This is a genomic window from Azonexus sp. (genome assembly GCF_049652925.1).
GTDB lineage: Bacteria > Pseudomonadota > Gammaproteobacteria > Burkholderiales > Rhodocyclaceae > Azonexus.
The window spans coordinates 157356-181199 of the sequence record NZ_JBASFI010000024.1 but is presented as its reverse complement, the minus strand read 5'-3'; the positions used below and the strand labels follow the sequence as shown (position 1 = coordinate 181199).

General features: G+C 55.7%; 19 protein-coding genes. 6 read left to right on the top strand and 13 right to left on the bottom strand.

Going from position 1 to position 23844, the window contains the following annotated elements; genetic code table 11:
• Positions 1-140: 140 nt before the first annotated feature.
• Positions 141-638, top strand: a complete 498-nt coding sequence (locus tag WBK19_RS13145) for a hypothetical protein (RefSeq protein ID WP_511290401.1) — start codon at positions 141-143, stop codon at positions 636-638.
• A gap of 46 nt (positions 639-684) precedes the next feature.
• On the opposite strand, the gene WBK19_RS13140 is transcribed toward WBK19_RS13145, so the two are convergent.
• From WBK19_RS13140 to WBK19_RS13115, 6 genes are all read right to left on the bottom strand, one after another.
• Positions 685-3591, bottom strand: coding sequence for an ATP-dependent helicase (locus tag WBK19_RS13140; RefSeq protein WP_511290399.1), 2907 nt, complete (start codon positions 3589-3591; stop codon positions 685-687).
• Positions 3592-3614: 23 nt separating this feature from the next.
• On the bottom strand, positions 3615-4664 hold the full coding sequence (locus WBK19_RS13135; protein ID WP_511290600.1) for a DNA cytosine methyltransferase: 1050 nt from the start codon (positions 4662-4664) through the stop codon (positions 3615-3617).
• Between the two features lie 126 nt (positions 4665-4790).
• Positions 4791-5219 (bottom strand): very short patch repair endonuclease, encoded by a 429-nt coding sequence (locus WBK19_RS13130; RefSeq protein WP_511290397.1) that lies wholly within the window; start codon positions 5217-5219, stop codon positions 4791-4793.
• Positions 5220-5355: 136 nt separating this feature from the next.
• Positions 5356-9057, bottom strand: coding sequence for an ORC-CDC6 family AAA ATPase (locus tag WBK19_RS13125; RefSeq protein WP_511290395.1), 3702 nt, complete (start codon positions 9055-9057; stop codon positions 5356-5358).
• Complete coding sequence (locus WBK19_RS13120) at positions 9054-9953, bottom strand: hypothetical protein (protein WP_511290393.1); 900 nt, start codon at positions 9951-9953, stop codon at positions 9054-9056. The genes WBK19_RS13125 and WBK19_RS13120 overlap by 4 nt, the downstream gene beginning before the upstream one ends.
• Before the next feature lie 690 nt (positions 9954-10643).
• A complete protein-coding gene (locus tag WBK19_RS13115) occupies positions 10644-10928 on the bottom strand; it encodes a hypothetical protein (protein WP_511290391.1) in 285 nt (94 codons plus the stop codon).
• Between the two features lie 33 nt (positions 10929-10961).
• Here WBK19_RS13115 and WBK19_RS13110 point away from each other — a divergent pair, with 33 nt between their 5' ends.
• From WBK19_RS13110 to WBK19_RS13090, 5 genes are all read left to right on the top strand, one after another.
• On the top strand, positions 10962-12698 hold the full coding sequence (locus WBK19_RS13110; RefSeq protein WP_511290389.1) for a hypothetical protein: 1737 nt from the start codon (positions 10962-10964) through the stop codon (positions 12696-12698).
• 13 nt (positions 12699-12711) lie between these two features.
• Positions 12712-14112 (top strand): DUF8535 domain-containing protein, encoded by a 1401-nt coding sequence (locus WBK19_RS13105; RefSeq protein WP_511290387.1) that lies wholly within the window; start codon positions 12712-12714, stop codon positions 14110-14112.
• Between the two features lie 365 nt (positions 14113-14477).
• Complete coding sequence (locus WBK19_RS13100) at positions 14478-15071, top strand: RNA polymerase sigma factor (RefSeq protein ID WP_511290385.1); 594 nt, start codon at positions 14478-14480, stop codon at positions 15069-15071.
• Positions 15062-15820, top strand: a complete 759-nt coding sequence (locus WBK19_RS13095) for a hypothetical protein (RefSeq protein ID WP_511290383.1) — start codon at positions 15062-15064, stop codon at positions 15818-15820. Before WBK19_RS13100 ends, WBK19_RS13095 begins: the two co-directional genes overlap by 10 nt.
• Positions 15821-15896: 76 nt before the next feature.
• Positions 15897-16655 carry a hypothetical protein gene (locus tag WBK19_RS13090; RefSeq protein WP_511290381.1) on the top strand — a complete coding sequence of 253 codons (759 nt, stop codon included), beginning with the start codon at positions 15897-15899 and terminating at the stop codon, positions 16653-16655.
• 102 nt (positions 16656-16757) lie between these two features.
• Here the strand turns inward: WBK19_RS13090 and WBK19_RS13085 are convergent, their stop codons facing one another.
• From WBK19_RS13085 to nuoI, 7 genes are all read right to left on the bottom strand, one after another.
• A complete protein-coding gene (locus tag WBK19_RS13085) occupies positions 16758-17300 on the bottom strand; it encodes an NUDIX domain-containing protein (protein WP_511290379.1) in 543 nt (180 codons plus the stop codon).
• A 66-nt stretch (positions 17301-17366) separates the two neighbouring features.
• Positions 17367-18845 (bottom strand): NADH-quinone oxidoreductase subunit NuoN, encoded by a 1479-nt coding sequence (gene nuoN / locus WBK19_RS13080; RefSeq protein ID WP_511290378.1) that lies wholly within the window; start codon positions 18843-18845, stop codon positions 17367-17369.
• A 12-nt stretch (positions 18846-18857) separates the two neighbouring features.
• Positions 18858-20342 (bottom strand): NADH-quinone oxidoreductase subunit M, encoded by a 1485-nt coding sequence (locus WBK19_RS13075; RefSeq protein WP_511290376.1) that lies wholly within the window; start codon positions 20340-20342, stop codon positions 18858-18860.
• 33 nt (positions 20343-20375) lie between these two features.
• A complete protein-coding gene (gene nuoL / locus WBK19_RS13070; RefSeq protein WP_511290374.1) occupies positions 20376-22412 on the bottom strand; it encodes an NADH-quinone oxidoreductase subunit L in 2037 nt (678 codons plus the stop codon).
• Positions 22413-22414: 2 nt separating this feature from the next.
• Positions 22415-22726, bottom strand: coding sequence for an NADH-quinone oxidoreductase subunit NuoK (gene nuoK / locus WBK19_RS13065; RefSeq protein ID WP_511290372.1), 312 nt, complete (start codon positions 22724-22726; stop codon positions 22415-22417).
• A gap of 14 nt (positions 22727-22740) precedes the next feature.
• Positions 22741-23337, bottom strand: a complete 597-nt coding sequence (locus WBK19_RS13060) for an NADH-quinone oxidoreductase subunit J (RefSeq protein ID WP_511290370.1) — start codon at positions 23335-23337, stop codon at positions 22741-22743.
• Positions 23338-23349: 12 nt separating this feature from the next.
• Positions 23350-23838, bottom strand: a complete 489-nt coding sequence (gene nuoI / locus WBK19_RS13055) for an NADH-quinone oxidoreductase subunit NuoI (RefSeq protein WP_226404182.1) — start codon at positions 23836-23838, stop codon at positions 23350-23352.
• Positions 23839-23844 lie beyond the last annotated feature (6 nt).

Sequence of the window (23844 nt, the reverse complement as noted above, 5' to 3'; positions counted from 1 at the left end):
CCGAGACAATTACTCAGGATGCATTGTCCTATAATTACTCAGAAAACCTGACCATCTCCGAAAAGAGCTAGCTGTTCACGGAGATTTTCTCAAAGAAGATCGGCAATAGAAATCGGATTTGATGGCAACGGAATTGAAAAATGGTCACGTTACTATTCTTCGACTGTGAATTCACCGATCTGAGCGACTCAGCATCATTGATTTCAGCAGGCTTCATTACCCAATCAGGTGAGCAGTTTTACGCCGAACTCTCTGACTATGAAGAAGATTCCTGCAATGATTTCGTGAAGACAACGGTTTTGCCCCTGCTGTCCTTGCCCCCGATTACAACGGCTGACTTCCTTTCCTCGCTGACCGATTGGCTCAGCAACTTGGGCGACGATTTTCTGTTCATCTCCGATTCCGATTGGGATCAGAAGATCCTGAGCAAAACCTTAGCCTCGGTCGGCAAAGCCATCCCGAAGACTTGGCGATTTCAGAAAACCCCGGACAACTTCACGAATGGCATCCAACGCAGCATCTTCAATGACGAAATGGCGGCTTTTTTCCTACGCCATCCGGATCAGAAACAGCACCATGCCCTGACGGACGCTCATGCGATCCGTAACGCATACCTGCGAGCGGAGTCGGGATACTAGATATAAAGGCTGCCACACCAGCATAGATTTTGCGCCAGCCAGCAGATCATTCGGTGCTATCGAAAGCCCTGGCTAGAAACCGGCCATCCGGGGTATGGATGGGAGGCGGTACTCCCAGCGCCTTATCGAACTCTTTGGGCTGTTTGCTGCAAAGCTCGTGGAAATCACATTTCCCACACTTTGTTGGGTGTGGGCGCGCCGGGAAGTGCCGGGCTAGAATTCCTTGTACAGCCCATTCAACGTTTGATACAGCTGCTTGCACGGCATTCGAATCGACTGGCACGTGGATTCGGCGATTATCCTTCAATAGGTGAACCGATCCTGTGGCTGCATTCTCCTGCAATATTTCCCGCGCGGCCTTCGCATATAGTTGAACCTGAAGCGATAGGGCCAACCAATCCAAGTTCGGGTCGGCAAATGGATCGCTGCCCGCTTCCATGGCCTTAAAGTCGATGACTTCGGCATCACGGATCGAGCCGTCCTGACTTTCTTTCACAAGCAGATCGATGGACCCCGTAATGAGGCAGTCGGCCGCCGGGATTTCAAACCTTGCCTCCACTTGCCTCCGAGTCGTGAAATCCTCGGCAAACTCGGTGACATATCGTTGGGCGATTTCGACAGCCTTGTTCTTGGCTCGCTCGTATGCGCCAGGCCTGTTTACCGGATCGCCACTGGGTGCGATATGTTTCAGATGGAACGACTCCGTTGTCACCGATGCTGCTTCGTCGCGAGTAGGCGGCCGCTCAGGATGAAGCTCATGCAACTTCTCGATGGAAACGTGGACCGCGCGCCCATACCCAAACAATTCGGGTACGGCCGGGCTAAATCCCCACTCGCGCCTAAACCGGTAGTCCATTGGACAGTGCAGGTAGTATCTGATGTCGCTAAAACTGGTCGGAAGGATCGTTTCGTCGATTCGGGCATGTTCTACCGCTGTGGGCAGATTGGCGGCCACATTGGTTGCCGGAATCAACTCGGCATCGGTCATCCGTAGCGAAAAAGGCGATGCCTTGTTTGCGCGCTTCCCACCTGGTAGTTTGGCGGCCCCCGTAACATATAGGAACGCTTCTGCACGGGTCAGCGCAGTATAGAAAAGCCGTGCTTCCGCTTCACGCGTACCAACATACGCACCGCGCTGAATAGCAGTTCGCACAAGCAACTCCGGGATAAGGCCACGATAGTTCGAGTTTTTCCCGGGGAATCTGCCCGCCTGACAATCCACTACAAACACCACGGGAAATTCAAGCCCTTTTACACTATGGACGGTTGCAACCGAGACGGCATCAGGCCGCTGCGTTACATCGTCAGTGCTGATGTTGTATCCGCTATCGGCAACGAATTCAAGAAAATGGGATACCTGACGGAATCGGTCGGACGAATCGACGCTCAGATAGACCCCTTCGACATCCTGGATCATTCGGCTGAAAAGCCCGATTTCCCTCATCACCTCCGGTGCGGGGGGAAATGTAGAGACCTGCAAGGCGGAAAGCAGGTCGAATACAAGGTTCTGAGGGAATAGACGTTGGCGAACACCGCCCATCGGCGCGTGAATCCGCCGGCCCCAGTCGGACAGCACACTGGCAAACTCTGCGAAACTTGCCTTCGGATAGGAGGGAATAATACTTTGGTCAAAGCTGTCCCTAGCGGCCGTCCTGTCCGGGTTACCATTAGCCAGCAAGCGGAAGACGTCACGCAAAGCCGCAACTTGCGGGCGATCGAATGGGTTTCCCCCGGCTGCCAACGTGAACGGTATGCCTTTGGCCGTCAAACGGGAGGTGAAGGGGCTATGGCGTGCCTCCCCGTTCTGTTCGTTAGCACGCGTCGATCTCATCAGGATGGCGATATCGCCAGCGGTGAGGCCGCGTAGCGTGCCATCCTTTTCCATGAATTGTGTGCCGAGTAACTGCTTGATACGATTGGCCACCCAATCTGCTTCTTCGTCCCGATCATCGAACAGGAAGTTACCTAGTTCCCGTGGTGTGACGTCACGATGGTTGTTCGGTTTTTTCGGCAGCCTTGCTGCGCCTAGCTCTTGTGCGACGAAGTCGGCCGAGACATCCACAATGGCCCTGGTGCTTCGGAAGTTGGTATCCAAAGTGTGCATTGCCTGGACCTGATAACGGTCGCGGAACATCAGGATATTGCTCACGTCGGCGCCGCGCCAGGAATAGATAGCCTGGTCGTCGTCGCCGACGACGAAGAGGGACGCCCCTTGAGCGTGAATAGCCCGGATAAGAGCCTCTTGGGACGGGGATACGTCTTGATACTCGTCGACGAGGAGATGAGATATCTCGGACAGCGCCCGATTGACAGCCGAGTTGCCATCGGCGGAGTGATCGACGACCAGTCGGATCATCGAACCGAAATCGATGTACTGATCCCTGTCCAGCAGATCTTTAAGAAGCTGAAGGACTGTCCCGACCTCGGCGTCGAGCGCTGCGACGTCTGCAAGGTTAAGACCCTCGTCCTGGCAGAGCTTCCAAGCTGCTGCTACCTCTTTGATCGTCTCGAAGTAACGATCCCCGAACCGATTTCTGAGCGGCTTGATCTGCAAGGCAGGGTAACGGGACATAAGGAAGAGCGTCAGCCGATTGTCGTCCAGAACATCATATTGACGATACTTTGCGTCCGCTTTTCCAAGCACATTTTGGCAGAAGGCGTGGATCGTACCGATATACATCTGCCCGATTAGATTCGTACTGAAACCCGCCAACGCAAGCGTTTGCGCGATGCGTCGTTTGATGGATTCAGCCGCCTTCTCGGTGAACGTAAATGCAACGATCGAGGCCGGCGACACACCTTCGGATATGAGACGAGCCACCCGGAATGCCAAGGTCTGCGACTTTCCTGACCCCGCGCAGGCCAAACATAGTACTTCCCTGCTTGTGTCCAGTGCAGCACTAGCCTGATCCGGAGTCAGTTTGCTCCGGATCAGCTCCTCCATATTGCCCATGGCAATCCTCCCTGCTTTTTGTTTTACTTGTGCTTGCGTATCGATTTGATGAGCGCCGTCGCATGGGCACTGATGAATGGAGGAGGCAAGGCGTTGCCAATCATCAGCGCGATCGCTTCCTTTCCGTGTTCTGCATTGAATTTGTATGAAGCCGGGAAGCCTTGAAGGAGAGCAGCCTCCCGGAGCGTAATCGCTCGATCGTGGACTGGATGAAGAAACCTACCCTTCGAAGGATTGTGACAGCCCCCCGTGATGGTGGGGGCCGGCAGCCCCCAACTCATCCGTCCATATACATCCTTGAACCCGTCGGTCGTCTCATGGCAGGCAAGCCAAAACTGTTCAGGCAGGTCCGTGCGGCTACCTCCGTCGTGCGGAACGGCCTTGATCAGTGCCAAGGTCTTGGGCTCACGATTTTCGGGGATATCATGTATAGGATCGCCGGAAGTACCGGCTGGTCCGAGGGTACCGATCGCATCCTGAACGGTCTTTAGCTCGTCGCTAACTTCCAGATCGGGAAGCGGATATTTGCCGCGAACAGCCAGATAAATCAGACGTCGTCTGCGTTGAGGAACATTGAACTTTGCCGCATCCTGTATTTCCGGCTGGCCGCGGTATCCTAGGCGCTGCATTTCAGCCCAAAAAATTGCGAAGCGAGGATCGTCTTTAAGCGCCGGCACATTTTCCAGCATGACTGCTTTGGGGCGGAAACCACGTACGAACCTAAGGAACTCGAAAATCAGATCGTTTCGCGCATCGTCATCCGAGCTGCTTTTATTTCTAGTCCTGATCCTAGAAAAGCCTTGGCAAGGAGGGCACCCGGCCAATAGGTCCAGCTGACCGGGTTTCATGCCGAGTTCACGCATCAAGGTTCGGACGCGGACCTTTCGTATGTCGGAAGGAATCAAATGGACATCCGAATGGTTCAAACTGTAGGTTTCCCGAGCCTTGTGGTCGATCTCGACAGCGCAGGTTACCTGGAATCCAGCTTGCTTAAGGCCAAGCGATAGACCACCACAGCCGGAGAACAGATCGACGGCCGTCGGCGCATGCGGCATGAATGATGTTGTTGTCATTTTATTCAAACTAGGTACAAACCTCCTCGGTAGAGTATAACCTCTCCCACGAGTTACCAATACTGAAGAGACAGTTTTTGGCCGCTGGTTCGGTAGTCGACGGCCAACCTTCTAGTTCTGCTTAGCTTACTCGCGTTTTTTTCCGGCACGGCTTTGCTCCAAGGCATCGGCAATCTTGAGAGCACACGCCGCAGCATCCCCCTCAACTTCATGTTCCCAAAACCGCATTACGGTCCATCCGACGCGTTCCAGGTCGGCGGTCGTCTTGCTGTCCCGAGCCACATTCCGCGCTAGTTTCTCATCCCAGAAATACTGATTGGATTGCGGCCTCGACTTGTGGGCCGGACAGGAGTGCCAGAAGCATCCGTCTACGAAAATGGCGAGCCGCGCTCCCTTGAAGACGATGTCGGGCCGGATCCGACCTATGCGTTGCCCTAGCCGGAACCGGATTCCGATTTGCCACATAGCACTTCGCAACTTGATCTCAGGTAAAGTGTTGCGTCCTCTCACCCTGGACATCAGGGCGCTTCGCTGCGCGGGTGAAAGCTTGTCCACTTGGCTCGTCTTACATCTCAGGCGATTCTCAAGCGGGCGCTAGCCATGCATCCACTTCTCCAGTTGATTGTGGATTTGCACAAGGTCTCCGTTATTATTTGGCAACTTGGCCACCTGTACATCCTCATATGTACGCTCACTTTCCATCGAGCGTTATGTCGTAGATATGTGCAGTCTTCACTCCGGTGGAGAATCGGTTCTGGTCAAACTTCGCAGGACTCAAATACCAAGCCTGAGCGATCTTCCGTCGGGAAGCTAGCACAGCCGCTGCGATGGCCTGGCTCTTCGAGCCCGTAAGTCCAAGTTCTACGTTTGCTCCGCCGACGCCATAAAGTTCGAGATACTGCTCATCCAGATATTTGACGAGATCAGCCAACGGACCCACTGCAAGTGGCGTCACCTTCGCGTTCTGATAACTCTGGCATGCGAACTCGGCCGCGTAATTTGCCACCTTCGCTCGCGGAGCATCACCCGTGGGAACAATCACGTCGACGTAGTCAAACTCCCGACGGTCAAGCAACGAGAAGAGTCGCTCGTGCTTCGGGGACGCAAAGGCGATGAGCGCGCGGCTGCGTGACAAGTCGACATCCTCATCGAGCAGCTTCGTCTCGCTGTAGGGTCCTTCTTCTCCCTTAAGAACCTTGCTGAGCGACTCCAGAAAGGCAATCGGATTTTTCGCCTTCTCTGCCGCAAAAAGCTCCTTCAGGTCGTTCTCCAGGGGATAGTGCGTCTCGGCGGACATATGGAAGACGACGACTCGCCCCTTTCTGCGCAGTTCCCGGCGGATGGCAGTAAACAAGATGGGCTTGGACAGCCCCGACACGTCAACAAGCGACACCCCGTCCGAATCATAGACCCCTGCCAGCGCTTCGTCATAGCTGACTTCGGTGAACGAATGCCCGCGATCGCGCCACATCTTTTCGATGGCATCACTATGGCCGGCGACGCCATAGCGGACCGCCTGGACCTTGGCTGCATGAAGATTCGTCGACAGCACATCGTTCGAATTGAGGGTACGCTCCTCAAACCCCAACCCGGCGAGGACTGATGTGATGCCCAAGCCTCGAAGCTCTTCAACGTTGAGTTCGCGAATGGTAGCGCCTATGGGCTTCGCAAGGGTTCCTGAAACCCGCCTAGTACGCTGCACCACGTCCACTGTCAGTTCGCTACCGAAGAGGGTTGCTTGCGGGTCTTCCACTACACCCGTCACTGCTTGTACTCCCGTAACCGGCACCTGCGCTGGTAACGTCCGATAGTCTGGCTTGTCTGCTTCCTCGCCGATCTGGTTGCGCAACAAAATGTCCTTGTCCGGCGACATGAGCCAGTCCAGCAAGTCTTTCCCGGATAGTTCGAAGCGATCACGATCGGAAAGGCCGATGTATGCGGCCAAACCGTAGATTTTGCGATAGCTCAGTTTGAATTGCTGGATGGGATTGGAGTCCTTTGTCTTCGAACGTGGCGAACCTCCCGCGTAGACGAATACGCCCGCATCAATGAGATCACGTAACTTATCGATCTGTAGATTCAGGCTTTCCTGACTCTCCGCAGACACCCGTACGTAAATCGAAGAGTACTGACGCAGTCTCGGCTGAGCTCCGGCTTGTTTGGGTACTTTCTTGGCTGAACGTACCAGCAATTCGTGAGCGGCCTCTGCAAAGGCCAAGGCGTGATTCTTGTAGTAGCCTCCGCGGCGGTTCAGGTCATAGATCCGGCGTGAACTAAGCGCTTGGAAGCACTCCGCCTGGACCGCATCTGCGATCGGTATGGACAACTGCCCCCTTCCAGCGGAGGCTTGCCGCAGAATTTCTTCGTAAAGCTTGATAACGTCACCAATATCGCCGACGCAAACATTGGTCAGGCACGACAGGCCACGATATGCCTGCTTTCTGTCCCTCGATGTGTTACTTGAGGCAGCAATCTCTCGCGCTACTTGCTCAAGTGGGACATCCCCGAGTAATTCCCGGGGGCCAAACTTCGGGTGTGCGACGTGGTACCTGGCGCGCTGTCGAAGAATCTGCTCGACAAAATCCGTGCCTTTGTCCTTGCCCACCCCGTTAATCGTATCAAATACGTCCGCACCAAGATCAAAGACGGCAAGGTCACGGTCAATCCGGATTGGGTGAATACGACCCGGCGAGCGTAGCCCAAGTTCTATCGTCTGCCACTCCGATGTAAACTTGAATGCACAGGTTGGACTCTGGAACAGCAGCGCGGACAGGAGTTCTTCGACGCGCTCCAGCTCAAGGTAACGTGTCGATACATCGTCGAGCAGGAAGAACACTGTCGAGGATGCCGTGAGCGCTGAGCAACTACGAAAGGTATCGGCCAAGCGCTGGAAGACCTCAGCTGGAGCCTGTCTCACTTCGTAAGGCGAAGCACCTCGAGAAGACAGTACGGCCATACGCTCAAGGCGTCGCTCCAAGTCTTCAAGCGATGTCGAACGTAACAGGTCTTCTGAGTTTTCAAGATAGTCCGTGACAGCTTCTGCGAGTTTTGTGTGCGCTCCAAGGCCCACCGCATGCTCGTCAAGATCCCGGAGATGCATCAATGCTCGGACAGCCTGTAACGAGTAGTTAACGAACAATCGCGTTAGTCGATGTTCAACCTTCGTGGTCGAGTGCCTAAGATCCAGTAGGCGTTGCGCAGAAACGAATAGGCCGACGAAACCATCCGTGCGAATTCTGTCAAGGACTTGTTGAGTAGACTCGCTATTCGTACCGTCGCTCAATCGTGCTGCACGCGCGTGCACGTCAAGTGCACGCAGTAACATAGTTTTCCCGCATCCCCGCATGCCGGTAATGATTTGTGGCCCCGGCTTGGTGACCTCCTCCAGCCATCGGTTCTGTGGGTCAACCAGCAACCTCGGGACATCCCAGGACACCAAAGTCTGGGCATTGTAGTGGTCCCCGAACCCTTTTAGCATGAGTGGATTGCTCCATGGACGCCAAGGTTGGGAGGCCCGGAAATATGCTTCCCGAATCTGCGTCGCCAGATCGTCGAAGTTCGGATGGCGGACGTTCTGCACATCGGTGAGCAAGCCGTTGACGATACTTTGCAAAGCCAAGGCAGTACGACAGTCCCTGTCCTCGAGTTCCACTGGATTGACCAACAAGCGGTCAAGGAGCTTATCGACATGCACGGCAATCGAATACATGTCGCCCAAGCGTTCATGAGTACTCTTGCTGCGGTCAGCGATGCTCCCCAAGTCGATGGCCTTAACCCTGATCGTGGGGTCGATGGCTTCGGCGCGACGAGTCTGAGGTGTTAGGCGTTCGACGATAAGGTTCTCAGCATGCAGGTCATTGTGGTTCAGATGATGCGCCTCGAACTCAGCTCGGACCCGGAGCAGGTCGATCGCTATCTGGCAGATGGTTGCTGCATCGGCGTTGAGCTTTCCATCGATGTAGTCCTGCAGTAGATTTCCCTCGACATAGTCGAGCACGGTGACATGGCAATTGAGTATTGTCTTGCCGTCCCCGAACGTGACTATCTCGTCGAAAGCGTCGTCAATGCCGACAACGTGCTCAGCCCCTTTGGCCAAAGTCGCATGGAGTTTGGTTTCATCTGTAAATGGGGCTTTCCCGAAGAAAGTGTAGAACTCGACTGGAGAAATTTTCAGAACATACTGCTTGCCGAATGCACCACGTTCGGCCACATAGGCAGCACCATAGAAACCTCGCCCCAGTTCCTGCGTAATACGATATTGCCCAATAGCCTTTGGCATCTCACTGAGGACAAAGCCAAATGTCCGACCACAGGTCGGACATGGTTCATCCAATGCCTTTTCTGAGTAATCCTCGGCTGGACAGAAAAAACAGCAATACTTTCCAAGCTTCATTTTGTGGTTTCCGCAGGTAGGTTCGTCACGCATATTGCCGCTCTTAGGCCCTCAAGCAGACTGTCTCGCATCGATACAACATCGACTCGCACCGTAGCAAGAACATCGCCCTTAACCACGGTATCGCCCGACCTTTTCTGTAAAATGATGCCAACGGGGTCAGAAAATTCGCCAATGTCTTTCAAGACAACAGCCGACTGAGCGGAGACCAACAACCGGCGTATTCCCTCAAGCGATACCGATGCCTTCCCCTCCTTGTCGGCAAGAATCTCCAGATTTGTAGCGTTGCGTACTTTTAGCACGGCCTGCTCAAACGCAGCCTCGCTTGCACCTTGGGCAACAACGTTGGCTTTAAAGGAGCGGTACAAATCCTCAATACTTGCTGAAATGACCAGGGGCGCGCATTCATCAGATACCGCAGCCAGACTGAGACGACGGCAAGTTTCTACATGTTCCAGCAGCCAGGAGTTTGCAGTGCCGGTGAAGATATCTGCCAAGGCTGCAAGTGCTTCGGAGCGCCCGATATATGGTTGGTAGGGGGCGCTTCCATCGGTCAGCATGGGCCGACCGTCAAGCCCAAGCAATCTTGCGGCCTGCACAAATAGGACAGCGTTTTCACTGGCCTCCACCATGGTTTGCCCGAAATTTCCATGAGGTGCCACCCTGATATCGAGCCCAGCGGTCATGACACCCACAGCAAGCTTCTTGGATAAGAGACTTGCTGCGACTAGGGTCGGCACTCCCTGCAAGCCATGTTGCTGACGTAGCTTGAAAACTCTCGCATCCAAGGGGGCATATCGACCTGAAGCAAGAAAATGTGCATACCCAGCCTCATTCATCACAGTTTCAAGCTCACTATCGCTCAGCGATGTCTTATATCCGGCCATCTGGGCCAAGCAGTCGATACCCCCAGCGGGTCGACCAGGCACTCCAAGCTTGGGCACTTCCAGACCGGCAGCACGCAAAAATAGAGGGCAAAGCAACGTGCTTAGCGATGCTGGCCCTCCTGTCGATGCCACGTCGGCTGTTTGCGCAGTTGTACGGATAAATTTGCTGCCGGAACTAGCTAAGACATCTGCGAGGTCTGCGGCTGCCCTAGCGTCGCTTGCGCTCTGCCGAGCAATCTCTTTCAGAAAATTGACTATTTCTTCATCGCTAGATTGAGAGCTAATCACCTAGAAGTCACCTGAACATTAATTTTAAGTGCATATTTTACACTTCTTTCATTTCATTCTTTGGCGTATGCACCTCAATGAACTCCGATACCGCCCCCCCAAACTCCACGGTTCCATTTTGGACGACTGCATGATCGCCTGCGGACTGTGGATTCCGGCCACGTTGACCGCTTGCGCCGGAATCAGTTGACCACATCGAGACAATGTTGCTGCCGGTGACCGCTTTCCGGAGGGCAGATGGAGGGCTCAGTCCGGCCAAGAGCAGTAATCGGCAAAGTTGAGGCAAGTGCCCGCTTTAGGCTGAACAGAATCACTCGAATCCGCAGTCCGAGACCCGGGAAGCCGCTGCCGTCATCACCGAACACTCGACGCGCAGCGACTTGTAGACTTTTCGCCGTATAACGGCCTGTGCTAACCGGCGGCCAGCGTGAGCGGGCTGGCCGCGTCGCGGCTGCCCCGCTCGACGCACAGCTCATTGCGGATACGCTTGAAGTCAAACTCGCCCTGGAGCGCCTTGTCCATGCCATCCAGCATGACTGGCGCTTTGATAGCCGCCTCCCTAGGTGGCATCCCACGTTCGGTCAGCTGATCGCGCAGCTTGTCGCTGACCTCTGAGAACTCGTTTTCTTCTAGAGCTCGGGTCAAGTGCCAGTCGAGACTCATCGCGTACATTGGGCGAAATTTCCGCACTTTCATTTCAGTTCCTTTCGTTGAATTTGACGTCGACGTATGGGCGTCGACAATGCGATATTCGCGGCTCACGCCATCCTGTTCCACCGGAAATCACGGAAACCGATGCTCATCGCCACGCCATCAGCCTACGCACGCTTGCCTACCTTCTCCGCCGTCATTGACGGCCTGGCCTCTGGCCTTGGAATTGCACGGAACCAAGAGGATGCGCTCGTCGGCCTCGGCTCGTTTGGCGGCCGGATCGACGCCTATAGCAGCTCGCCCCACCGCTCAGGCCTCGAAGATCGGCTCTTGGATCTGCTCGCGGGTTCGAATGAAGCGCTCCGGAGCCTTGTCCAAGCACGGCTGCTCGACGCCGAAATGGTGCTGACCGATGCCAGGGCTGTCCCACTGGTCACCGAGGCGACGGAAACAGAAGGGCTGCGGCGCTTCATCGAGATCTGTGCAGTCCCATGGATTGCTCAGATGCTTGCTGATGCCCGCCAACACCCAGGATCGGTGCTGGACAGCGCTCGGCTACTGCTTGAAGTGCATGCCCCTTCACTCACTGGAGACACCACAAGCTATCTGTCCACCTGGAAGGGGGCGGTCAAGCGAGCGATTCCTGAGGGTGTTAATGCCCGTGAGTTCCGCTCGACGCTTGCTAGACTAGATCAGCGTTCTCAGCGCAAGCATTCGTCCATCAAGCAGGACCTAGCCAACTTGCGTATTGAAATGCAGAGCGGTTTCGCCTCTCCGCAGGAGCTTGATGCCGCAGTTGACGCGGTACGCGGGTTATACCTCGCCGGCATGGCGACGATGCGGCTGTGCGCCATGGCTGACGAGATCATTCCAGAACAAGATCTTCTTGCGCTGGTTGTCGGCAAACTGCTTGTAGGCCAGGACAGGAACGGCGCCCCCCCTGTGGAAACACAGCAATACAGCATCCGCAGGTACTGGAGCTACCTCGACCCTTGTTTGACCCTATCAAAGGAGTTTGACCAGCTTGGCGCTCAGGTGAACGCTCTGGACGAAGCGAATTTCGACAAGTTGCGTGCGGATTCGCGCGCGGTCGCCTCGTCGGACTTGTTAATGTTCGTCATCGACTACGCGGAGGGGCACTGGCATCTTCGCCATGGCCGTAATGAACTGGCCGAGCAGTGCTTACAGAAGGTTGTCGCGAGAGCCGACGGTCGACAACTTGGCAAAATCGCTGCGGACGCTGCAAGCATCCTGATCGCGCTGCGACTCGCTGGGCCTAGCCCGGTCACGTTCAAGGCGCTGAATCCCCTGATGCGCGTGCGCATTGACAACATGCCGCAGTTGATTGAGATGTATATCGACTATATTCCGACGCCCTTCTCGCTTTGGTCCCCACGCCCCAAGCCAACCTTCTATGACTCGCACTTGATGGGGTGCGTGGCCTTTTTTTACAAAGTTACTAACGCATCAGGTGTGTCCGCGATCTGCAATCCTCTCCAGCGCTTTGATGCAAGCCTGGAGAACCTGATCACAAAATCCCGTCAGGCGGGAGCTAGGCTGACGAAGGTGGTACGGGAGCGACCGGCAATTGTTGGCACATCCATCAAGCCGTACCAAGTGCTCAGGGACCACTTGTACTACCGAAGTGCGCTCTTTGGGTGGAATCCATCAAACCTTCCTGGCATGGACACCTATGTGAAGCTGCCGCAGCCCGATCAGCTTCGTCTCCTGCGTTTCGTGGATCCGGAGCAGTTCCAACTTGACCTGCAGGCGCATGGTTTAGGTCCATGGCGGCATCCTGATGATTGCATCTAGTGAATAAACAACAATGGCAAAACGACTCGTAACTCACTTTGATCAGGAAAAGACAACACCTCGGGGAAGCGCACTGCAACCCAGTGAAGCTGTTGCCATGATTGCCTACTGGACAAGGACAGCAACAACCGAACAACTGCAACTTGTCGCCACCAAACTCGAGGAAGCACACAAAGACGGCAAGTGGATCGCCTGTGACTGCAAGGATCAGCCCGGCCAAATCAACCCCAACCCGCCAGTAATGATGGTTGGAGCGAAGACAACGGAACATAAAGGCACCACGCTGTATCTGTTTCAGCGTAAGGAACGCCCTCGCCATGCCGACGACTGTCCATTCTCGATCACCGAAGAGGAATACGAGCGCCGGGCCAGAGAGCGCGACCAGGAAGAAGGGAAGCAATCGAAAATCGACCTCGACAAGGTGCCGAATTTGCTGGGTGGCATGAAGGGCAACAATAAAATGGCTTCGCGAGACGGCGCAGCCACTACATCGACGGGCACCGCTGGTGATCAGGATGATCCACTATTTGGAATTCTCGCCTGGCTCATCGAAAAAGCGGGCATCCATCGCTGCACACACGAACCCCAAGCCATTGCTGACCAGTGGACCGCCATCCAAGCATTCGCTGCCTCCGTAACCCTTGAGGACAACATGACATTCGCGGATCTACTTATCCGCGGCGAACGCAACATCCTCCGGGAAGAATTCCAACGTGCCTTCAAAGCAATTTCAGCGAAGACGAACGCCAACCGGGAGAAGGTTGCCTACTTGCTCTTCGTTGCCGATGTTCTCCAGCGCAACGAGGACGGATCCACATCGCTCACCGTCACCCATTGGGTGTCCGACGGCGCCGGTAACCGCAAGCAACAAACAGCAACCGAGCATATCTACTGCGATATCAAGCATCCCGCCCGCGACGGCGACGAAGTCAGGGCCCCATATCTGGTCTTGATCCACTTGGTGGAAAAACGAGACCAACGGGCGCGGCCGAGCAAAGGCGTAGCGCAACCTATCTACGGCAAGTCGAACCTGTTTCCGGTGGACTCCGATCAGGAGCGCAAGACATACCGAAAGCTGCTTCAGGTCGGTGCAGCCTACGCCAAACGAGGCGGTTGTCTGCAGATCGAAAAGCCGGTACGTGGGCGGAATACGACGCTAGGCGTTTGCCGGCCAGATTTCATCGTATGGGACAGCGATCGCCCGACACCAAAGCACATCATCATTGTCGAGACCATGGGGTTCGACACGCCCGAATATCGGGAGCGGAAAGCCAAGACCACCGTGATGATGTGCGAAATCGGAAAGACGTTGATTGAAGATGATCGTTCGGGGAAGCTGCCGGACTTTGATGCGGACAATCAAATCTACACAGCAACGATGAACGCACTGACAACCTTCGCAAAGGATCGATAACTGCGTCAGGCAGGCCGATTCTAAGCCCAAAAACAGGCGTAGGATACGCTATTGCAGACTTTACAGTCCCGGCATGCCAGTCATTGCAAACTTTGACGGATCGTCTTTGCAAATGAGGTGTACCAGTACGACGCCAAGGCCTTGTTCCTCAAACAATTGCAACTTCAGTCATTGCTGTAGCCCACACGAAAAAAGCCCCAAAAATGAAAATTTGGTAGGCGTACTGGGATAGGCCGCAAGGAAATGGAGCCCCGGGATCGTTGATCCCGGGGCTTCTTTGTTTTCCCCTTGCCACTTGATGGCCGTTGCAGTCTCACCCCGACCTCACGACAGGATAATATTCGGGCTCTTTCACCCCGATCCTCATGGCCGAACGTTTACCCGATCAAGACCTCAGAACCGATGAAGGCCTGATGCTCGCCTACAAGAACGGCGATGCTGCGGCTTTCGAGGTGCTTTACGGTCGGTGGCGCCGGCCGCTGTTTCGCTATGTGGCGCACCAATGCGGACAAGACGAGGCAAGCGATGAACTCTTCCAGGATATTTGGCTCCGCGTGGTCAACGCCCGGCTGCAATACGAGGCCGCAGCCAGGTTTTCCACCTGGCTTTTTCGCATTGCCCACAATCGACTGGTCGATCATTGGCGCTCAAGCAACAGGACACCAGTCGTCGACGCCGCACTCCAGGACGACGAGGACGCCGATTTCACGGCGTCCATCCCTTCCCCGGACGATGATCGCCCGGATCGCCGCGCTGAACGCAAAGCCCTGACCGAACAGATCGTCGTCGCCGTCCATGCTCTTCCGGATGTCCAACGTGAAACCTTCCTGCTTTCCCAGGACGGCGACATGACTCTCGAGGAGATCGCGTCCTTGATGGGCGTCGGGCGAGAAACCGTTAAGAGCCGCTTGCGCTACGCGCTAGGCAAGCTGCGTCAGGAGTTGTCGAAATGGCGATGAAACCTACAGATCAAGAAATCGGGGAGCTTTATCGGGAGGCTGGCCCATCCGGCCCGAGCGCGGAACTTGACCGAAATATCCTGCTGGCCGCGCGCGCCGCAGTCGAACGTCAAAGTACACCTGCCCCGTGGTGGCCGCGCTGGCGTCTGCCGCTGCAAGCCCTTGCCACAATCTGTCTGGTCGCAATGGTGACCATCATGGTCGAGCACCACGAACCGATGGAGCCTGCTATTCCACCACGGACCATGAACGACAATGGGGCTGCTACCGACAAACAGAAGATGGCCCCCGCAGCACCGAGCCCGGCGCCCGTCGTTGCCGAATCAAGGGCCAGAATGCCCGATCAGGTGCCGACGCAGGGGCGATCTGAAGCCAAAATGGCAGCCCCTGCTTCAACGCCAGCCCAGGCTGCACCCGCCCAATTTCCGGCCAGCAGCGAAGCTGTTCTTTCGTCGGCACCTGCAGAACGTTCCGTTGCAGCCGAATCGGCGGCTGCGATGCCCATGGCCAAGCGTGAAGCGGTGGCAAGTCCCAGCGCGAAGGCTACCGCAAGGATTGCAGCCGATCAGGCCAATTCGCCAAAGGACTGGCTGGATTCGATTCAGGCACTGATCAAACAAAATCGACTTCAAGAGGCGCAAAAAAGCCTTGAAGCCTTTATTCAGGCCTATCCGGGCGAGGCCGTTCCTGATGAGGTCAGGGCAAAACTCAGGACTGCGCCAGATGGGGGGAGCGGAAGACAACCGTAATCGGAAAACTTTTTAACCCCGTTTCCGAATGCTGATCGTTTAAGAGAGTACCTGCCAACTCAAAGGGACTCTCAAAATGAAACCTGTCTTCCGCTTCATTACCTCGGCCATCATCGCCGCCGGGATTTCTTCCATTTCCCACGCCACCAGCGTTACCGACATCGAGATCGTCAACCGGACGACCGGCGAACATCTGCCGACCTACCGACATGAAGGCCAGCTCTGGATTGCCGGCAAGCCGGGAGATCGCTATGCCATCAACGTCATCAACAAGACCGGAGGGCGCATGCTGACCGTTGTTTCAGTCGATGGTATCAACGTCGTCAGCGGCGAAACCGCCGCCCAAAACCAGCGAGGATATGTGCTGTCGCCAAGGGGTGCAGTCGAAATCGCCGGCTGGCGCAAGAGTGAGCGTGACGTGGCAGCCTTCTATTTCACGGCGGTCGAAGACTCTTACGCCGGTAGAACGAGCCGGCCGGACAATGTGGGCGTGATCGGGGTGGCTGCGTTCCGCGAATACCAGGAACCTGTTCCCGCCCCGACACAAGAAATGTCTGCCGCCGCAGCTTCGGCTCCGATGCGCAGCCGCAACGAAGTGGCTGACAAGGCAGCTTCGCCCATGGCCGAGCGCAAGCTAGGCACTGGCCATGGCGAGCGGGTCTATTCGCCAACGCAGCAGGTTGATTTCAAGCGGGCAAGCGGCACGCCGGACGAGATCATCACGGTCCGTTACGACTCGTATGCAAACCTCGTCGCTCGCAGGATCATTCCTTCGCCCCGGCGCTACAAGTCACCCAATGCCTTCCCTGGTAACTACGTGCCTGACCCGTCCTGATTTCGACCAGAGGGCCTCGGTTTTACATACCGAGCTTTTCATTTTTGGCCGTTTTTTCCGGTTGACCGTAGCCATCACCCGGAAGCGGTCAACAGCGCGGATTCAAGGCTTGTCGAGCCAGAATAGCGAGGTAATGGTCTTCGCATCGGTGATGCGACCATCCCAGATCGCTTGCCTGGCTTCGGCCGGCGACAGTTCGACGACATCGAGGAATTCGTTGTGGTCGAGCTGTTTCTCACCAGCCAGGTTCAGGCCGCGTGCGGCGAAGATTTCGATTCGCTCGTCGGAGTAGCCGATGCACGGGTGCATCACGCCGAGATACTCCCAGTCGCTCGCGACGTAGCCGGTTTCTTCCTTGAGTTCGCGCTGGGCGGTATCGATGATGGCTTCGCCGTGATCGATCTTGCCGGCCGGCAGCTCCAGGAAAACGCGGCGCAACGGGTAGCGGAACTGACGCTCAAAGAGCAGGTTGCCGTTGGGCAGGAAGGCGAGGATGACGACGGCGCCGGGATGAACGATATACTCCCGAATCGATTCCTGGCCATTGGGCAGCAGTACGCGATCCTTGCGGACATTGAGCAAAGCCCCCTTGAAGACGCTCTCGGAGGAGACTTCGGATTCGATGAGGTGTGCGTCGTGCGACATTTCAATCTCCACAAAAAGAAACGCCCCGACTGGCGGGGCGTTTTATTGAATCACTTCACTGTGGCATCAGAGCGAACGGAGCAGCGCGTAGGCGCAGAGCGACATGATGACCTGCGGGAAGATGCCAAGGGCTGCGACGGCCAGACCGTTGGCGGAAATCAGGATACGCATGTCCATCGGCGCGGCCAGCGGGGTATCGTCGGCCGGGGCATCGAAGTACATGACCTTGACGACGCGCAGGTAGTAGAAGGTACCGATCAGCGAGAAGAGAACTGCAACGATGGCCAGCCACATGTAGCCAGCAGCAACGACAGCCTGCAGCACGGAGAACTTGGCGAAGAAGCCGATAAAGAACGGCACGCCAGCCATTGAGAACATGAGCATGAGCATGATGCCGGCGAACCACGGGCTGCGCTTGTTGAGGCCCTTGAAGTCTTCGATATTCTCGGCTTCGAAACCGGCCCGCGACATGAGCAGAATCATGCCGAAAGTGCCGGCACTCATCAACACGTAGGCGATGACGTAGAACATAGCCGAGCTGTAGGCATTGAGCGCGTAGCGGGCATCGCCGCTGACCACGCCGGTAACGATACCGAGCAGCATGAAACCCATGTGCGAGATGGCGGAATAGGCCAGCATGCGCTTGAGATTGGTCTGGGCGATGGCGGCAAGGTTACCGATGGCCATCGACAGCACCGAAAGGATGATCAACATCGCTTGCCAGTCAGCTGCCATGGTGATCAGACCATTGACCAACAGGCGCATGACGATGGCGAAGGCGGCCAGCTTGGGAGCGGAGCCGATGAGCAGCGTGACCGAGGTCGGGGCACCGTGATAGACGTCCGGAATCCACATGTGGAACGGCACGACACCGAGTTTGAAGGCCAGGCCGGCAACCAGGAAGACCAGGCCGAAGACCATCACGCTCTTGTTCACGCCGCCACCGTACAGGCGTTCGGCAATGCCGGTGATTTCCAGCGTACCGGTCGCCCCGTAGATCATCGACATGCCGTAGAGCAACAGGCCGGAGGCCAGTGCGCCAAGCACGAAATATTTCATCGCAGCTTCGGTCGACTGCACCGAGTCACGGTTCATGGCAACCATGGCATAGAGCGACAGCGACAGCAGCTCGAGACCGATGTAGATAGTCAGGAAGTGGTTGGCGGAGATCATGACCATCATGCCGAGCGTTGCGAACAGCGCCAGCACGTAGTATTCGCCCTTGTTCATCGAGTCGCGATCAATAATATAACCACGCGAGTAGAACATGACGATGACCATGGTCATGTACAGGAAGAGCTTCAGCAGGTCGGACATCAGATCGTCGACGAACATGTTGCTGAAGGTGTAGGTGATCTCGCCGGTGCTCGTCGCGAACTGGATGGCAGCACAACCGATCAGCGTCAGTTGGGTCAGCACGAAGATAACTGTGCGGCGGCTATCCTTGACCAGCAAATCGATCATCAGGATGGCCAGCGCCATCACCGTCAGAAAGATTTCCGGCGCTGCGGGCAGAAGATTGGGGACAACGAAATTGTCGAACATGTCGGCTACCGATTATTGAATCTTGCTGATGGCGACATGACGCAACAGGTCATTGACCGAGGCGTGCATGACTTCCGTGAAAGGCTGCGGGTAGAGGCCCATGCCCAAGGTGCAGAGAGCCAGTACGCCAAGAATGGCGAACTCGCGCTTGTTGATGTCGGTCAGTTCGGCCACGTGATGATTGGTGACATCGCCGAAAACCACTCGCTTGTACATCCACAGGGTGTAGGCGGCGCCGATGATCAGCGAGGTGGCGGCAGCAAAGGCGACCCAGAAATTGAACTTGGTAGCGGCCAGGATGACCATGAACTCGCCGACGAAGCCAGAGGTAGCAGGCAAACCAGCATTGGCCATGGAGAACAGCATGAACAGCGCGGCGAATTTTGGCATGGTGTTCACCACACCGCCGTAATCGGCGATCTGACGGCTATGCACTCTGTCGTACATGACACCGATACAGAAGAACATGGCGCCGGCCACAAAACCGTGCGAAACCATCTGGACCAGCGCACCTTCAACGGCGAGCGGACTGAACATGAAGAAGCCGAGGGTCACGAAGCCCATGTGGGCGATGGACGAATAGGCCACCAGTTTCTTCATGTCTTCCTGAACCAGGGCAACAAAACCGATATAGACGACAGCGATCAGCGACATGCCCAGAACCAGACCGGACAACTCATGCGAGGCGTCGGGCAGGATCGGCAGCGAGAACCGGATGAAACCGTATGCGCCGAGTTTGAGAGCGATGGCGGCCAGCACGATGGAACCGCCGGTCGGCGCTTCGACGTGGGCATCCGGCAACCAGGTATGCACCGGCCACATCGGAACCTTGACGGCGAAAGCAACCAAGAATGCCAGGAACAGCCAGATCTGCGGGCCGAGAGCGATCGGCATCTTGTGCCATTCGAGAATGGAGAAGCTGCCGCCTGAATTGATGAACAGATACATCAGGGAAAGCAGCAGAAGCAACGAGCCGAACAGCGTGTAGAGGAAGAACTTGAAGGCGGCGTAAACCCGGTTCGGGCCACCCCACACACCAATGATCAGGTACAACGGGATCAGCGAAGCTTCGAAGAAAACGTAGAACAGGACACCATCGAGCGAGGCGAAAATGCCGTTCATCAAGCCGGACATGATCAGGAAGGCAGCGTTGTACTGGGCAACCTTGGTCTTGACCACTTCCCAGCCGGCAGCAACCACGATGATGGTAACGAAGGCGTTGAGCACGACGAACAGCATGGAAATGCCGTCCACCCCGAGGTGGTAATTGATGTTGAAGCGCGGAATCCAGGAACCCAGTTCAACGAACTGCATGCCCCCATTGGCGGTATCGAAACCAGTCCAGAGCGGAATAGTGATCAGGAAACCGGCAACGGCACCCGCCAGCGAAAGCATTCTTGCCAGCGGTGCGTTCCGGTCGCCACCGGTGGATAGCACCACCAGTCCGGCGAAAATCGGGATCCAGATTGCGAGAGACAGCAACGGGTAAGTCGACATGTTATTCCTTGCTTTTCTGCGAACTATTCACGCTTAGGCGCGGTTGATCCACAGAGTCATCAGCACAAAGACGCCGATGATCATGGTGAAAGCGTAGTGATAGACGTAACCGGTCTGGAACAGACGGGTAATGGAAGAGATCCAGCCAACAACCTTGGCCGAGCCATTGACGATCAGGCCGTCAATGATGGCAACATCGCCGCCACGCCACAGCACCTTGCCCAGAAGGCGGGCGCCACCGGCGAATACGACCTCGTTAAATTTGTCGAAGTAGTACTTGTTCTCAAGTAGCGTATGGACGGCCGAGAAGCGACGCTGGATGGCTGCTGGGATATCGGGGCGCTTCATGTAGAAGAACCAGGACAGCACAACACCCGACAGGGCCAGAATGAACGGCAGGCTGGTCAGCGAATGGACGCCCATGGCCACCGCGCCGTGGAAGTGCTCGGAAAGATGTTCCATAGCCGGATGGGCATGGTGATCGATGAAGATCACGCCCTTGAAATAGTCGCCGAAAACCATCGGACCGATCGCGATAAAACCGATGACCACCGAAGGAATAGCCAGCAACACAAGCGGCAGCGTGACAACCCAAGGCGTTTCGTGTGGCTTCTGACCCGGAGCCAGACCATGATGATGGTCATGCGAGGTTTCTTCATCATCATGATCACCGTCGTGGTCGTGATGGTGTGCGTCATGCGCCTTGCCGAAACGCTCCTCGCCGTGGAATACCAGGAAGTACATGCGGAACGAGTAGAAGGCAGTGACGAATACGCCAGCCAGCACAGCGAAGTAAGCGAAGCCCGCACCCGGAATATGTGACAGGGCAACGGCTTCGATGATCGAATCCTTGGAATAGAAACCGGACATGAAAGGCGTACCGATCAGGGCCAGCGAACCAACCAGCGAGGTAATCCAGGTAATCGGCATGTACTTGCGCAGACCACCCATGTTGCGGATGTCCTGATCGTGGTGCATGCCGATGATCACCGAGCCAGCGCCAAGGAAGAGCAATGCCTTGAAGAAGGCGTGGGTCATCAGGTGGAAGATGGCGACCGAGTAAGCCGAAGCACCCAGTGCAACGGTCATGTAACCCAGTTGCGACAGCGTGGAATAAGCAACCACCCGTTTGATGTCGTTCTGGATGATGCCAAGGAAGCCCATGAATAGCGCAGTGATCGCACCGATGACAATGATGAAGGAGAGCGCCGTGGTAGACAGTTCGAACAGCGGTGACATCCGGGCGACCATGAAGATACCGGCGGTAACCATGGTTGCCGCATGGATCAGCGCAGAGATCGGGGTCGGGCCTTCCATCGAGTCGGGCAGCCAGACATGCAGCGGTACCTGAGCAGACTTGCCCATCGCGCCGATGAAAAGGCAGATACAGGTGACGGACATCAAGGACCAGTCAGCCGCGCCCCAGATATTGATAGTGGTAGCAGCCAGTTCCGGTGCTTTCTCGAACACGGTCTTGTAATCAAGCGAGCCGAAATGAGCCAGCACCAGACCAATGCCGAGGATGAATCCAAAGTCGCCGACGCGATTGACCAGAAAGGCCTTCATGTTGGCGAAGATGGCCGTCGGGCGGGTATACCAGAAGCCGATCAGGAGGTAGGAAACCAGACCGACCGCTTCCCAGCCGAAGAAGAGCTGCATGAAGTTGTTGCTCATCACCAGCATCAGCATGGAGAAGGTAAACAACGAGATGTAGCTGAAGAAGCGGTTATAGCCAGGATCTTCCTGCATATAACCGATGGTGTAGATATGCACCATCAGCGATACGAAGGTGACGACCAGCATCATCGTGGTGGTCAGAGTATCGATCAGGAAACCAACTTCGAATTTATAGTCACCACTGGTCAGCCAGGTATAGACAGCACCGTTGTAGGTGTGACCTGCCAGGACATCCTGGAAGATGATGAGCGAAGCGAAAAAAGCGATGGCAACACCGGCGATGGTTGCTGTATGAGCAACCCAGCGCGGAATGACGCGACAGAACAGGCCGGCGATCATGGCGCCGACCAAAGGCGCCATGGGAACGAGCAGGTAGAGTTTTTGCATTTCCATGTTTAACCCTTCAGGCTGCCCAGGTCATCCACATGGATGCTCTTGAGGTTGCGGAACAGCACGATCAGAATGGCCAGGCCGATCGCCGATTCGGCAGCGGCAACCGTCAGGATGAAGAAGACAAAGATCTGACCGGAGAGATCCTGCAGATAGTGGGAAAAAGCCACGAAATTCATGTTGACCGCAAGAAGCATCAACTCGATGGCCATCAGCAACACCAGCAGGTTCTTCCGGTTCAGGAAGATCCCGACCACGCTGATCGCGAAAAGTATCGCGCCCAGAATCAGGAAATGGGAGAGAGTGAGAGTTAGCATTGTTTCCCCGGGGTTCAGTCTTTTTCAACCGGCATCTGCAGGAGGCGCACGCGATCCTTCGCCTTGACGAAGACCTGCTGATTCGGGTTGGTGTACTTGGACTTCTTCGGACCGCGGTGTGTCAGCACAATCGCCGCGATCATGCCGACGAGCAGAATGATGGAGGCCAGCTCGAAGGGATAGACGTAATCGGTGAACATCAGCGCACCGATACTCTTGGTATTGGAAATACCGGCCGGAAGCATCGCTTCCGCAGCAGGAATCTGGAAGTACTTGCTACCAAGCACCAAGCCCATTTCAAGAACCATCAACAAACCGAGCAATGCTCCGAGCGGCAGATAGTTCCAGAAGCCCTGCCGAATACGGTCGATATTGATATCGAGCATCATCACCACAAACAGGAAGAGCACCATGACCGCGCCGACATAGACGAGGATGATGGCTATCGCTAGGAACTCAGCCTGCAGCAGTGCCCAAATCCCGCCGCAGGTGAAGAAGGCAAGAATGAGATGCAGCGCAGCGTGAACCGGATTGCGCGCGGTGATTACGCGCAGGCTGGCAAAAATCAGGATCGCCGACAGGAAGAAGAAAACCGCAGTTTGAAAATCCATTGCTAGCACCTGTTATCGGTAAGAAGCATCAAGTTCGCGATCCTTCGCGATTTGATCTTCGTAGCGGTCGCCGTTGGCCAGCAACATTTGCTTGGTGTAATACAAATCACCGCGCTTTTCGCCGTGGTATTCGAAAACCCGCGTTTCGACTACTGCATCGACCGGGCAAGCTTCTTCACAGAAACCGCAAAAAATACACTTGGTCAGATCAATGTCGTAACGCGTCGTGCGACGCGAACCGTCGTCACGTGGCTCAGCCTCGATCGTAATGGCCAGCGCCGGACAGATTGCTTCGCACAACTTGCAGGCAATACAACGCTCCTCACCATTCGGATAGCGACGCAACGCATGCAAACCACGAAAACGGAAACTCTGCGGTGTCTTTTCTTCCGGATATTGAACGGTGATCTTGCGGGCAAAGAAATACCGCCCCGTGACCGACATGCCCTTCAACAATTCCTTGAGGAAGAGGCTGTTGAAGATTTCCTTCATCGAACCCATTAGTCT